The sequence below is a fragment of the Lysinibacillus sp. CTST325 genome (genome assembly GCF_054665055.1).
On the sequence record NZ_BAAFHO010000024.1, the window covers coordinates 26,463 to 40,161 of the forward strand.

General features: G+C 30.2%; 12 protein-coding genes, 2 pseudogenes and 1 riboswitch. Of the genes and pseudogenes, 8 read left to right on the forward strand and 6 right to left on the reverse strand.

What is annotated here, in order from left to right; translation table 11 throughout:
- Positions 1 to 129: 129 nt before the first annotated feature.
- A complete protein-coding gene (locus ACYQ73_RS27265; protein ID WP_460015321.1) occupies positions 130 to 1,020 on the reverse strand; it encodes a DUF7309 domain-containing protein in 891 nt (296 codons plus the stop codon).
- Between the two features lie 807 nt (positions 1,021 to 1,827).
- On the opposite strand from ACYQ73_RS27265, the gene ACYQ73_RS27270 reads away from it, so the two are divergent.
- The 6 genes from ACYQ73_RS27270 (at position 1,828) to ACYQ73_RS27295 (ending at position 4,979) form a co-directional block, all read left to right on the forward strand.
- Positions 1,828 to 1,977 (forward strand): hypothetical protein, encoded by a 150-nt coding sequence (locus ACYQ73_RS27270; protein ID WP_460015322.1) that lies wholly within the window; start codon positions 1,828 to 1,830, stop codon positions 1,975 to 1,977.
- A 108-nt stretch (positions 1,978 to 2,085) separates the two neighbouring features.
- Complete coding sequence (locus ACYQ73_RS27275; protein ID WP_460015323.1) at positions 2,086 to 2,580, forward strand: hypothetical protein; 495 nt, start codon at positions 2,086 to 2,088, stop codon at positions 2,578 to 2,580.
- Positions 2,581 to 2,657: 77 nt separating this feature from the next.
- Entirely contained in the window at positions 2,658 to 2,921 is a 264-nt protein-coding gene (locus ACYQ73_RS27280; protein WP_460015324.1) for a hypothetical protein, read from the forward strand.
- A 245-nt stretch (positions 2,922 to 3,166) separates the two neighbouring features.
- Positions 3,167 to 3,412, forward strand: a complete 246-nt coding sequence (locus tag ACYQ73_RS27285; protein WP_460015325.1) for a hypothetical protein — start codon at positions 3,167 to 3,169, stop codon at positions 3,410 to 3,412.
- 667 nt (positions 3,413 to 4,079) lie between these two features.
- Positions 4,080 to 4,439: a hypothetical protein gene (locus tag ACYQ73_RS27290; protein WP_460015326.1), complete on the forward strand. Its 360-nt coding sequence runs from the start codon at positions 4,080 to 4,082 to the stop codon at positions 4,437 to 4,439.
- 81 nt (positions 4,440 to 4,520) lie between these two features.
- A complete protein-coding gene (locus ACYQ73_RS27295; RefSeq protein WP_460015327.1) occupies positions 4,521 to 4,979 on the forward strand; it encodes an SMI1/KNR4 family protein in 459 nt (152 codons plus the stop codon).
- A 355-nt stretch (positions 4,980 to 5,334) separates the two neighbouring features.
- On the opposite strand, the gene ACYQ73_RS27300 is transcribed toward ACYQ73_RS27295, so the two are convergent.
- The 3 genes and pseudogenes from ACYQ73_RS27300 to ACYQ73_RS27310 all read right to left on the reverse strand — a co-directional run bounded on the left by ACYQ73_RS27300 (position 5,335) and on the right by ACYQ73_RS27310 (position 9,378).
- Positions 5,335 to 6,399: a protein NO VEIN domain-containing protein gene (locus tag ACYQ73_RS27300; protein ID WP_460015328.1), complete on the reverse strand. Its 1,065-nt coding sequence runs from the start codon at positions 6,397 to 6,399 to the stop codon at positions 5,335 to 5,337.
- A gap of 129 nt (positions 6,400 to 6,528) precedes the next feature.
- A riboswitch (SAM riboswitch) is annotated at positions 6,529 to 6,639 on the forward strand.
- 42 nt (positions 6,640 to 6,681) lie between these two features.
- Positions 6,682 to 8,214, reverse strand: a pseudogene (locus tag ACYQ73_RS27305) (IS1182 family transposase); the annotation flags it as partial.
- 180 nt (positions 8,215 to 8,394) lie between these two features.
- A complete protein-coding gene (locus tag ACYQ73_RS27310; protein ID WP_460015329.1) occupies positions 8,395 to 9,378 on the reverse strand; it encodes a hypothetical protein in 984 nt (327 codons plus the stop codon).
- 340 nt (positions 9,379 to 9,718) lie between these two features.
- Between ACYQ73_RS27310 and ACYQ73_RS27315 the strand changes: the two are divergent.
- Positions 9,719 to 10,039, forward strand: a pseudogene (locus ACYQ73_RS27315) (tyrosine-type recombinase/integrase); the annotation flags it as partial.
- Positions 10,040 to 10,406: 367 nt separating this feature from the next.
- On the opposite strand, the gene ACYQ73_RS27320 reads toward ACYQ73_RS27315, so the two are convergent.
- Positions 10,407 to 12,074: a hypothetical protein gene (locus ACYQ73_RS27320; RefSeq protein ID WP_460015330.1), complete on the reverse strand. Its 1,668-nt coding sequence runs from the start codon at positions 12,072 to 12,074 to the stop codon at positions 10,407 to 10,409.
- Positions 12,075 to 12,301: 227 nt separating this feature from the next.
- Here ACYQ73_RS27320 and ACYQ73_RS27325 point away from each other — a divergent pair, with 227 nt between their 5' ends.
- Entirely contained in the window at positions 12,302 to 12,487 is a 186-nt protein-coding gene (locus ACYQ73_RS27325; RefSeq protein ID WP_460015331.1) for a hypothetical protein, read from the forward strand.
- Positions 12,488 to 12,527: 40 nt separating this feature from the next.
- Here ACYQ73_RS27325 and ACYQ73_RS27330 read toward each other — a convergent pair whose 3' ends face one another.
- Complete coding sequence (locus ACYQ73_RS27330; RefSeq protein ID WP_460015332.1) at positions 12,528 to 13,454, reverse strand: hypothetical protein; 927 nt, start codon at positions 13,452 to 13,454, stop codon at positions 12,528 to 12,530.
- Positions 13,455 to 13,699 lie beyond the last annotated feature (245 nt).

Below are 13,699 nucleotides of genomic sequence, written 5' to 3' on the forward strand. Positions count from 1 at the left end.
ATATAGAAAAAATTTATAAAGAAACATGGTGGACTCTTGATGTTCATAACAAGTCTTATCCTACTAAAACCCCCGTCTTTCTTATGTATAAAATCAACTGCTGAAACTACTCGAATTAAACTATATTCATTATTTCTTGTGAGTATCTAGATAGTTTGGCCTTTCAGGATGCGTTCCCTCCAGATAGTTACGGAATTGAATCCAGTTCTTCTTCCCTCTATACGACAACCCACAATCTTTAATTAACTGATAATCTGCTGGGTCTAACTCTTCCCTATCAACAAAATTCACAGACAAAGCATTTAAACTATAGGAGAAATCGCTCGATAAATTTTTCTCATAAAGAATCTTCGCTAAACTATTGTAGCCAAGTTCCATATCAAAAATCATTAATCCAAACTCTTCACCACCAGCCCCCATAACAGAAACAAATACTTTGTAATCTACATCTTCAAAGTGAATGACAACGACCTCATCATCCCTTAAATATTGCCATGGCTTTAATTTTTTCAGGTCATTAGTAAGCTCCAATAAAGTAAGATAATCTGGCTCCAGGTTTTCTAGTAAACTATCTGCCTCTTCATCCTCCCGTATCAGTTCATTAATCTCCTCCAAATCAATCTTGTCCATTTTACCTGTATGAATATTGCCTGCTCCAGCAATACATAAAGGAGTTTCATTGTTCATCTGTAAATCCTCATTGCTCTCTAATCGAATCGTAAATGATTCACTATTATCAATTACATGTGCAATGGCTTCATCACCAGGCTTTCGAAGCCATTCATCGACCAACTCTTCATCTGTATCTAATTCCGTATCATTTTTTGGTAAAAAACAAATCTTCTCTTTAGATAATCGTCCATCTTTTTTAACAATCTCAAAATCAAAATAGTCCGCCCCATCCAAATCAAAACTTAGTAATAAAATTTCATCTAGCTTGGAAAAACTACTGTTCTTCGGTAACAATAACTTTCGATAAATTTCTGGTTTCTTCTTACTTTCAATATGCAACTGTATCATTATTTAACCTCCTTCTTCTTCTACTTGTTAAAGCAATTCTGATGAAGTTACGGCTTATTCTACATTCGCACACAAGAGCAATAATCACTTGCTCCATTTTTTCATTAAATACTTCTACTTTGTAGATTTTCTCAAAGTGAACCACTTTCTATTCACTTTACTAACAAGCTGTCCGTTGTGCAATACTTCAAGATCCATTTCTCAGCGATTGTCACATGCCTCAATACTGCCGTGTTAGAAAGTAAAGAAAATTTTCTGATATTTATCATTTTATGTTCATTTATTGACAAAAGTTGATTTTTTACTTTTATTTCCAATTTATATTGAACAGACCTACTGGTAGCATAAGGTTTTCTAAAGGACTTTATGAGTACTTTAATACCACTAATTAAATACAGAAGTCTAGTTTTTACTAGGCTTTTTCTTTCATATAAGTATCATCTGTGATATCAAACTCCAAAACAGAGGGTATTTTTTCTGAATTTTATCAATTTTTGTTCATTTTTTGACAAAAGTTGATTTTTAAAATTTTATTGCTAATGGTAAGGTAGTAACAACCCGGGGAAAAGTAAAGAAGAAAGATTATGAAAACAAAAAGTTTAATAAAGAGGCAATTATTTTCACATTACTATTAGTTCCTATTAGTTTTAAGACTTTTACGATTAAGTTACTACTGATATAGGGAGAAAGATAATGCTTCATAATGGAATAAAATACATCGGATTCTTAGCAATGTTAATGTCTTGAGTTATCTGATATTTTAGAATTAACCAAAAGTTTAACAAAAATAGATTTAGGGGGAGAAAAATGAAAAAATTAGCTACAGTACTTTGTTTTGTATTATTACTTACGACAACTTTACCTTTTTACACTAATGCACAAAATATTGAACATGCAAATGTAAATGAAGGAGAAATAAATTTTATTCTTGATTCTCCAGAACTTTCTATCTATTAATATAAAAAAGATGATATTTTATATGAAACTCATGAAAGTGTTGAAACAATAGATGATAAAGAAATAATAAACATTAATGTATATAGAATTGAAGGAGAAAATAAATCATTGGTAGACAATGGAACTATTACAGTTTCTGAAATAGCAACGGATTTGATAGAAGTAGAATCTGAAAATGGCGAAACATTACTTATTGATACTAGTGATCCCGATGTTCCTTTAATTACTCCTAGAGCAGCTTATGGTGGTTCATATATTGCAGATGTTAGGTATAGAGTGTTTTCAAATGGTTCTGCAGAGGCAATTATGAGTGGACAAAAACCTTATTATAAAAGTACTAAAAAAAATAATTCCAATTTTATTAGATTTCAAGGTTATGCGGACGGATTAAAAAGTAAAGAATTTGAATTAGCTACTGCGGGAATGATAGGTTTTGCTGATGATATAATAAAAGCATTAAAATCTGGTAATTTATTAAGTTGGACGTTAATTAAAAAACTTGTAAAAGGTGCGGTTAAAATAGGTCCATTCGGTATTGCTTATATATTATATCAATATGGACAGGATTGGTTAGGAGCACGAGACTATTATAGAGAAATTTAATATTATAAAAAAGGGTATCAATAGAGGGTATCAATTCTTTGATATCCTTTTTAATCGTTTAAAAGAAGGTGGGAACTTTGGGATATGCATTAATACGTTTATTTATTCTTTTAATTATTCCTTTACTTATCATTTTAGTTGCAGAATCATTAATGTATTTCATTACAATAAAAAATACAAAATTAAAAAGCATTTTAACTTATATAATAATGGCAGTAATAGGGTTTATCACCAGTCAATTTATACCAAATGGTTATAAGGAATATACAAAAACATTTGCTATATCATTTTTACTTTTAGCATTAGTATCTTTATTTAAGAAAAGTTCCAGTTTTGATTAAACAATAAATATTTTTCTAAATACTCAATCGGATGTGAAACTAAATGGTTTTTCTTTTGTGATGTAACTCTATTGAAGAAAACTAACAAAAATTTAACGAAATACGATAATCCTTTCATATTGTCAAGATTCGGAAGTTTCATTTGATAAATATAGCTTCTCACCAATACAAGTTATATCATTTAATACTTCTATTAAAAGTTATGACCTTGTTTCTGAAAAAAATTTCCTGGAGGTAAACTCTCAATGAATGAAGTAAATTTTTTTGATTGGAAAATTCGTTTCAAAGATGGATTAAGAGCTATAAAAGATTACGATTCAAAAGAGATCATTATTATTGAAGGTATTCTAGAACTAAATGCAATGATTCGTATTGATGAACAAGGTGAGCTTCAGATTAAACCTACATGGGATACTGTTGTTTTAATTAATCCAAATGATAATATTATTACTATTCGCCATGCTAATAAAGTTTTTACGAATGAAGATTAATTGTTGAACATTTATCAACAATCCATTATTTTTGATTTTTTTAGAAGGTAACTTTATAAATGGTTGCTTCAAACCAGAAAAACTCCATTTTCACTTTATGAAAGTGGAGTCTTCCATATTTAATAGTATCTTATCTCGAGAATCAAATTGAAAATGCCCCTCTCCATTCTCCACCAAACCTAAATACCCGCTTGATTAATTGTTCAAAACACCTAAGTATTTTTCTAACAAAAGCTCATATTGAAATTAGGATAGAGATGAAGGAATCACATAAGACTACTGGCTAACGTACCATGGACAGAGAATTTCGGTAAAAAACCAAAAATTTAATTAGTAGTTTTGGAGCTGAATTTATGAGTGAAAGAAATAAAGGTTACTTAGAAATACTTATTACAATAATAATTTTATTAACAGTAATCTTCATTCTAGATATTGCTACACAGAGCGTATTTATCATTGTAGGAGTAATTGTCCTTTTTAATATATTTATTTTTGAATTACTTCTATTAATAAAAAAATTGTAAGCTATTAAAAACTATTAAAATCCTGATTTTAATAGTTTTTGACGAAAGGGGAAAAAAGATACACCTATAATGGACAATTGTAGGGGCATTTGTTATCGCTGCTCTTACTGCGATAGGTATGACGGTTATTTTAAATTAAAGGTGTGCTATTACTAGGAAGCTGTATTAAAAGTGCGTTATTTACAGGGACATATAATAAAGTAATCTATAGGAAAAAGGAGAATAAAGGTGACGCCAAAAATATTAAGAAACTATGTTTGCTACTTACGTTTCCGAGGTGTGGACATGTGAAGAGAATATATATTGCTATTATTAGTTTAGTGATTGCATTTATTTTAGGGATTCCGTTTAAATGGATTCAGTATAAAGGATCCGAAGATGTATCTATTCTTCAAATAACAGATTTAGGGATTAATAATTTATTTTTTGATTTTTCTCTATTAGGCTTATGTACTTTAATCATTTATTTAGTTTTATCTAGATTATTAAAAATTAGAGAATAACTATATTGTTATATTGCCTTACTCATTCCACAGAGTCATTGTATCTCCTTGGTGAAACTATTCAAAATAAGGTGATTCAGTATGTCTATTGAATTAATTTTAACATCATTAAATAAACGATTAGAAAAAGAGAAGATCATAACAATACAAAGAGAAAATGGGGAAATCTTAAATGTTACATGTGATTGGAACAAACCAGTTAGGGACCAAGAACTAAAAGAATTTTCTTTAAAAACTAATCATATTTTGCCGAAAGACTTTTGTGCATTTTTAAAATTATGTAATGGCGGAAAATTATTTTCAGATGGCATGGATTACTTTGAACTATTCAATATAAAAGAGATACTAAATTATTTAAATGAATATGATATAAATTTAAATTACAAAAGTGCTTATCATAAAAATTGGTATATGATTGGATATTATAAAGGATATGGTGACTATTTGTTCATTGATTCAGAAAAAGTTGCTAATTGTGAAGACGACTATCTAATATATGTTCAAGTAGGAGATATTCAAAGATTACCAATGAAATTTTGATACATGGCTGGATCGATTTATTGTCGCACAAGGAGCTAGATATTGGTTGTGGTGATTAGATTAACTTATTGTATTTAACTATCAACATGGTGAAATTTTCTAAATACAAAAAGCTCAATAGTATATGTACTGAGTTAATGTTTTTAGACAATGTAGGTGTATCTAATGTTCAAACATTTACAATAAAGCGGATGGATTTAGATTATTTTGAGGAAGGTTTATAAACCGAAAGGAAAATGCAGCAAGCTTATTTGTAGATTGCTGCATTTCAATATTAAGATATAAATTATTATCCCATCGGACTTTCCTTATTATGTATAGATTATCGAATATTTTCAAATCATATTCTTTATCGTCATTCATTGTTTTCCACTCGTGTGCCATATACATCTATTGTAGATGGAATATATGCATATTTACGTGTCAACAAATCACTTACTGAGTTATAGCTACTAAAGTCATTATCTATTTCCATTTTCATCTCTCGAGTCTTGCCTACACCATATACACGTACTAGCCATATTTCATCCTTATACTGGATGAATTTTTCTAACTCAGGGTAAGAAATTGAATAGACTGCGCTTGTACTTGTTGATGTCGTCCCCTTCACTTCGATTTTTATTGGTTTTGGAGGAGACTGTGGTTGTAAGTAATCAAATGCTGTAATATCATATCCTAATCCATCACCTTGTGTTTGCGCTACATACTCTACTTGTTCTCCGTATTTTTTACCGAATACTTCTATTACTTTCTTTTTCACATATTCAAAAACTTTTTGCTCTGCAATATCACCGATTTTTTTTCGCTTTTTCAAGTCTTTTTGTAGCTGTTGTTGACTTACTACTCGGCTACGCTTGCTTGCACTTCCCGCTACCTTATTACTAACTCTAGTCTCTCCTTGCTCGAAACTAGAATATGCGAACGTTTCCACTTTAATTTCGCCATCTTCTATTAGTTCTGCTTCTGCTTCTAGGCTATCTTCGTTAAGAAAACTGTTAAACAATCTAGCCCAGGCTTCCGGACAGGGAAATAAATAAGCCTGATTTCCTCTCCCATTTTCTTGAAAGGCTGAGTATTTTTGTGGACGATCATATTCCATATCTCCCCAAACATCTCTAATCATAATTGGATGTTTTAAAATTGTGTAATCTACATCAACCTTATACCCTTCATCTGACCATAGATTTTTCTCCTGTAGTTCATGCGGTTGTTCTGCAATATAACAATCTGACGTTGCTATTCCTACCGCTCGAATTGCTTGATCATAACAACTGTAAATTTTATTACCCGCCTTAATAGTAGCCATTCGTTCGTACGCATGATTGCTATTTCCATTTTTATTTTTTTGCGGGGACCACATATATCCTCCGATAATTTCTTCCTCGTGTGTAGCATTTTGCATGACAATAAAATTACTCATATATTCCCCCTTAGCTTTAGGAAACGTTCCATTTCATTTTTAGTATTATTTAAATATTGTATTTTTACTATAGTTTATGATTATTACATTGTCAAAAAAATCCATTATAAGGTGAATAATATTTGATCTTTTTTAGTTTTAAGATAGATGAAGGGACTGGCCCTATGAAATCTCGGCAGCGGAACTTTGTGAGTAAGTTACTATGCCAAATCCAGCAAGCAATAGCTTGATAGATAAGAGGAGTGTTTTATAAATATAAGAGGCTGGGACATAACTAGCTTCAATTAGTGAGAGGCCCATCTCATTTTCAACCTTCGATTTTCCTCGTACAGAAAATCGAGTGAAACGCAAATCAGTCTTCAAGAATCCAAAAACTGGTTCCACATCAATTTTACGTTGACGATAAAGGGTACTCGTTTTTTCTTCTGAAAGCTTTGCGCTCACATATTCTTTTTGTTGTTCCCACTTCTCATTCACCATTAACTTACGATTATTTCCTTCTTTTGCTTTTGTACATAATGAACGTAGGAGGCATCCGGAACAGTCTTCACATTCGTATACCTTAAACTCACGTGTGAAATCATACTTGTCCGTTTTCGTAGAACGATATTCAAATACAAACTGTTGTTGATTTGGGCAAGTGTATCGATCATGTTCTTCATCATAATCCCAGTTTGCTGTATTGAATTCGTTTTGCTTATACTTTTTCTTCTGTTCTTGTATATACATGTTGTATGTGATTAAGGCTTCTCGCTTACGATTCGAAAGGATATCATCATAATTTTGTTCACTACCATATCCGGCATCTGCGACAATGTGTTTTGGTAACTTAAAATAATGTTGTTCGATTTCATCTAAAAATGGGATTAATGTACGTGTATCCGTTGGATTCGGAAAAATGCTGTAGGCAAGCGCATACTGACCTTCTGTTGCCACTTGTATGTTATAACCTGCCTTCAATTGACCATTTTTCATATAGTCATCTTTCATACGCATAAATATGGCATCAGGGTCTGTTTTCGAATAACTATTTCGTTCATCAAAGATTTGGAAGTCTCTTTGATATTTTAGTTTGCGTTCAATAAAGTCAATTAATTGTTTGCGAACTTGCTTTGGGAATTTCCGTTCCGTTCTTAAAGCCTTTCGCTCTGCTACATCCGATGAATCCTCAATTTTTCGATCATATTCAGAAATCACTTCATCTACTTTTTCGACCATTTGAGCGAGGTCTTCCAATGCCAACTCCATTTCATTTTCCCGTTCAATTTCTGGCATGATTTCTTTTTCAAGCAGCTCCTCGTATAGCTGGTTTGACTTTTCAATTAGTCCGTTATGATATTTCTCAATCGACTTTTTCCACACGAATGTAAATTTGTTCGCATTCGCTTCAATCTTTGTTCCATCAATAAAAATAGCTTCCTGATCAATTAATTTTTCCTGTATCAGCTGGCATCGGAATTGAACGTAGCATTGACGAATCAACTCTTTCACCTCTGGTTGGACACGGAATCGATTGATTGTGCGGTAGGTTGGTTCATACCCTTGAGCTAGCCACATCATCCGAAGGCTATCTTTTAAAAGAGCTTCAATATTGTGCCCTGAGAAGACAGATTGTATGTAGGCACATAAGATAATTTTAAGCATCATTCGTGGATGGTAGGCAGGACAGCCCTCATTTCGAAGGAATGGTTCAAACGCTTCGGGCGGGATACTTTCGACTAAATGGTGGACATGGAAGGCAATATCATTCTTTTGTAACTTCACTTCTAAATCTAAAAGCAAAATTAATTGATTCATGTTATAATCTTTAAACATAAGGATCCTTCTTTCTGTATAATTTTGTTGTGGTGACTTAATTTTATTAGAAGTGGTCCTTATTTTTTATGAAAAAAAATTGAAAGCCGGTGAAATTTTACTGATCGTAAAATTTCACCGGCTTTTTAGTTTAGAGATGGGTTTTGTCCCAGCCTGTTTAAAATTGAATAATATGCGCTTTTAATTACTTACATAAGGTGCTAAAGCAGAAATTCCATGATTGTCAGTAACTGCTTTTTTATGAGTCAACGAATACGCGTAATAGCCTGCTAAATCCCCTGATATACTACCTTTTGGAGTATAGTTTATTGTTTTGTAAGTTGGAATGCTTGATGGTACAGCTCCTTTAAATCCAAAATAGGCCATTTTGTCACTATGCATATCATATACACCATTTAGCCATTCATTTTCAATATATAGGTTTTTAATTTCTGAATCGTATACTTTGTTTATATTCGCATTCCATTGTGTAGATGAAATTTGATTCTTAGGAATTGGGAGTGGATTAAACGTATAAACTCCGCTTATTGTCTTTTTATTAACAGCACCACCATATTTCCATGGAGTACTAGTTAACCAATTAGCTGATCGAATATCTAAATAAGTTTTAGCAGCTAAGTAACCACCTAGTGAATGGCCAGTAAAATACCACTGATAACCGCTATACGTTGGGTAATTAGAATATATGTAATTCAAGTATAGTTGAATTTGGTTTAGTTGCCCTGGTGTATCACCTTCAGCAATGTTTTTAGAAGTTAATATATCTGATAATGACTTTGAATCTGTACCAGCAAAAGCAAAATAAACCTTACCTACACTAGTGGCACTCGGCTCTTTTACAATTGTCATAATTTCAAGTCCTGTAGAATCTAAAGAACCAAGATTGCCATTTGTTTGTCTTGCTGCTTCATGGAAGGGATTTCCTACAACGCTTAAAGTATCAATTACTTTAAATTTATTTCCGTATATTTCATTTAAGTTACTCTGGATTTTTTGCTTACCAGTTGAGAAACCATCTACGTTATATGCTTGTTTGGCGAAATTATAGTATACATCGTTTGGATTGTCTGCATATCCCGCTTGTGCTTTACTTGTATCCATAGTAAATGTAACTATTAGTAGGATAGCAGAAAGTAAAACTGTAAAACTTAATTTTTTAAACATAATAAAATATTACCTCCTTTAGTAAGTTCGTTAGTAATCATCTGCTATTTTAGTTATTTTTTCTACATGTATATTGGAAATTAACAAGAAAATTACCAAAACGATAGATAACACTGCTTAATTCTCTTTAAAAACAGGTGAAGATACTTTCATCTGTTTCATTTTTTGAGATACTAATGGGTTTAACTTACAATTAAATTAATAAGAAATTGGTACAAATGGAATATATCACTCCATTCGATAAGGCTGTTCTTATGAAAAAGGCCATCATCTTAAATGGACTTATTGCAAACGGCGATAAAGAGGAGAGAAAACACGTATTAAACTAGAACGTAATCCAAAATTAAATTATGTTGTATTTGGAGATATTAAAGAAAGTATTTCAACAACTACCTTAGATAGACGATTTGAGAAATATATAAATACAGCTGGTGTAAAGAAAATACGAATACATGATTTTAGACATTCCCATGCTTCTTATTTAATAAATAAAGGCACAATTATTTCTGTAATTGCTGCACGTCTTGGACATAGTGATGTAGCGACAACATTAAACACCTACAGCCACTTATATCCCACAACAGAAAAAGAAGCCGTTCTCGATATGGAAAACGACTTCAAACCTGCTCAAATTATTGAATTTAAAACTAAAGAAAAGTGAATTGTTACCACACTTTTCAGAAGCCTTGATAAATCTATACTTTGAGCCACTGTATGGAGACGGCGGGGATTTGAACTAATTGCTTATAAACCTAGTCATATCAACGTTTTCAAGCACTTCTAATTATTATTAGCCAGATTATAGCCAGATGTGTCAACACCGTATTATAAATCTCCATACAGGGAAACTAGCTTCTTTTTATCGCCTAACAAACACCCTAATACATCTTCTCGTATGAGTATCAAACACACACTACTTAACATATGACGATAAACATTTACGTTCACATGACTAAGAAGATTAAGTCGGAGACGATACAGAATTTTGTAGATTTCAAATAGAAAGAAATCTACAAGCGAGAGCACTTTCATCTTTTTATATATAGAATCTCTTCTTTTAATTCTTTATTTTCTTGAATCCACAATTTATGATTTTCATATTCTTGAATTGCAATATTATATAAATCACTTGATACATCATTTTTTCCCCAAAGTTCATTTAATTTCCCAATAGAATTAAATTGCAATATTCTTTTGGCAGTTGTTTGACCATTACCTAAAAGTTCTTCGTATAAATAAAAAATATTGTTACTATTTTTCTCTATATAATAGAATGAAGTTGCTACCGATCTACCGCTATATAATGCTATACATAATAAAATTAAACAAGCTGATATTAATATTTGAACAATATGAATTATAGCGAATAACAAACCATTTTCAATACTATATGATATGTTAAAGAATTGTATTGAAAAACTTTCAAAAAGAAAACTTACACTGTCTTTAATAGTTTTTGAAGACAATTCTAAACCATTATTTAAAGAAAAATATATAGCCTTCAATAATGTAGAATATATTGCAATTTCAAATAAACTTTTAATTACTAGCTTAATTCTATCTATATAAGTTAAACTAGATAATTTTAAGTCGTTAGAAGTAGCATCTTTAAAAAATGCTTTAATTATTTCATAACCACGGGTTAAAAACCGAATAAAAATAAATAAAAATGACGTTATTAATAAACTATTAAAAATTTCGAAATTAAATACTGCACAAATAAAAATTAATAATGTTAAATAAATTGTTAAATAAATACTTATTACTAAATTTTCCAAATTCCTAAAATACAATAATTCCTTCCTTTTTTTCATCCTTTTAGACTTCTTTATTGTTTCTCTATTTTTAAATTCTATTGATAAATCCTCATTGAATTTCTCTTTAGATTTAAAATTAATCTTCGAAAAATTTATACATATATACCTTTTGGAAATTCTCGCTATATTGTATTCGATTCGAATTAAAAAAAACAATATGTATAATAACAAAGTTGTTAAAGAAACTACTGAGTATGTTGAAGCAAAAAGTTTAATTATTGATATCAGTACTGCAATACTCAATATATCGTTAAAACTTATGTTATTCAAGATAATTACAGTATCTAAAAAAAATGATATTACTACATTTAAATAACACATTCTTAATATTAGATTACAATCTAATTTTTCATAAATTAAATAGACAATTACTATTCCTATTAAAAATAGAAACCCTATTTCGTTGTTATTATATAGAATTATACCAATAATAAATGGGAGGTTAATAAGTAAAACTTTTATAACATATTTTAATAATTTTTTAAAAATCTCTTTTTCTCCCCTTAAAATTAATTTATCTTTAAATATAAATAAAATTAAGAAGTATAATTTATTGTTATCTCTAAATTCACCTAAATATTGTTTGACAAAATATAAAACATAATAGGCTACTAGTATAACTATTAAAAAAAGAGCTATTTCATTAAGTAAATTAAAACTTTTATTAATAAACTCTATACTTTCACCATTAATAAACGAAATAAAATTTTTATCTATAGTTTGATATAATGTTCCATTCTTAATCTCCCTAAAAAGTAAATTCAAATATACTATAGAGTTAAAGTTATTAAAAAATAATATGAATAAAACCATTAAAGCAGCAAATCCGCTCTGTAAATTAAATAAATAGCTAAAATAGCTCTTTTTCTTATCAAACAATTTTATTCCCTCCTACTGTATTCTATATATAAGTTCTAGTTAAATTATACCATTATAAAATTATTTGGTTATAAGATGGTATCTATATCTGCAAACCAAAATCGTATTTAGCAGTTTTTCTTCTTGCTGTAATTCCTCAAAAACGGAATATATCAATAACCCCCTGCTTATAGTAAACAATCAAATAAAGATTTTGTCTTCATGACAATTGGAAAGGAATCGTAGAAATGAACGTAGTAGCTGGTAAATTAGAATTGCAATCGCTTTTGCTGGAGCAAGATGTCTTTTACAATGGTGAAATAATAAGTACAGACATGAAAAAAATCATTCTTTCAATGGCATTCAATCTATTAAATATTTCAAAAGACCATGCTAATTGCAAACAAAAAATACCATTGCTTAGTACATACTAGGCGATGGTATTTTGCGTTTTACTGAAGAAATTCCGCCTATTCATAAAACCGCTTGCTTCACTAAGCTTTCTAAATAATTCAGCTTGTACTTAGGCGGGATCGTGATTGGATTTATTCCATACTCATTAAACAGCTTCAGATATTTTCGATATGTGCTAGGTGAATAATATTTAGCAGGTGTATCTAAGCTTCCTTTAGAAACATATTTTGCGAATTTTCTCATTTCCAATTTTTCTCTAATTGATAAATCCATTGCAACAATAATTGCTTCTAGCTTCGCATAAGAATAGAAATCACCTATTGGACAAATATTTAAAATGTAGTTGTTCATATAGTGAGCGTACTTTTCTTTCTTAAAATAATCTTTTAAAAACCGTGGCTCACCTTTTTTATACTTTTTATACTTCAAATGATCTTTTTCAACGCACACCTCAAATCTCATCATCCCTCTTTCCCACATTTCAACATGTTCATTTTTATCTCTACGCTCTTGTTCCTTATCATAGAAGATAATATGAATGCTTTTACATTGATGATATTGTGAAGTAAAATAAATCTTTTTTTCCAAGTGAGCCTTTTTCTTTTTTAACTTCCTGAATAATTCAAAGTAAATTCTCCTAATGTTTTCATTTGAAACCTCAATATCAAATCGATAATCAATCCTACTAAGATAATGCTGATCGAATAGTTGTTTATCACCATAAACGAGACTCAATGCTCCTTTAATATAACGTTTAACTTGCTCATAATCGTTCTCTTCCACATTCCCTCTATTTAAAATCAAAGGAATATCTATTATTAGCTTGCAAAATGTAATTGGCTTATTCGAAAATTCAACGATGCTAATACCTTTCATCATATACCTGTGTAAAATTTGGTTTATTGGTTCCTTGCCATAGTGATTTTCTCTAAATCGTAAATGTTCCTTATCTAATCCAACAATTGATAACTCCGCTGTATGTATCATATTTTATCCTCTTTTGAAGCAGCTGAATTTCTATTTAACGTAGGAATATCAACGGATTATAAATGCTAATTTAAATATGTACATTCCTGCTTGAATAACGATGTACAAAAATGCTCTTCCATTTCATACTAATACTGAGGTGTTAGTATGCATATTCAATTAGAGATTGAGACAGAATTTAAAATTAATAGTCTTTCAGATTTAGCAAATTTTAAACAAGTAATGGAGCATTTAAACATGAAGAT

Coding starts and splice junctions, on each gene's coding strand:
- ACYQ73_RS27265 (WP_460015321.1), bottom strand. CDS start 1,020: ATGATACAGTTGCATATTGAAAGTAAGAAGAAACCAGAAATTTATCGA.
- ACYQ73_RS27270 (WP_460015322.1), top strand. CDS start 1,828: ATGAAAAAATTAGCTACAGTACTTTGTTTTGTATTATTACTTACGACA.
- ACYQ73_RS27285 (WP_460015325.1), top strand. CDS start 3,167: ATGAATGAAGTAAATTTTTTTGATTGGAAAATTCGTTTCAAAGATGGA.
- ACYQ73_RS27295 (WP_460015327.1), top strand. CDS start 4,521: ATGTCTATTGAATTAATTTTAACATCATTAAATAAACGATTAGAAAAA.
- ACYQ73_RS27300 (WP_460015328.1), bottom strand. CDS start 6,399: ATGAGTAATTTTATTGTCATGCAAAATGCTACACACGAGGAAGAAATT.
- ACYQ73_RS27310 (WP_460015329.1), bottom strand. CDS start 9,378: ATGTTTAAAAAATTAAGTTTTACAGTTTTACTTTCTGCTATCCTACTA.
- ACYQ73_RS27325 (WP_460015331.1), top strand. CDS start 12,302: ATGAACGTAGTAGCTGGTAAATTAGAATTGCAATCGCTTTTGCTGGAG.
- ACYQ73_RS27330 (WP_460015332.1), bottom strand. CDS start 13,454: ATGATACATACAGCGGAGTTATCAATTGTTGGATTAGATAAGGAACAT.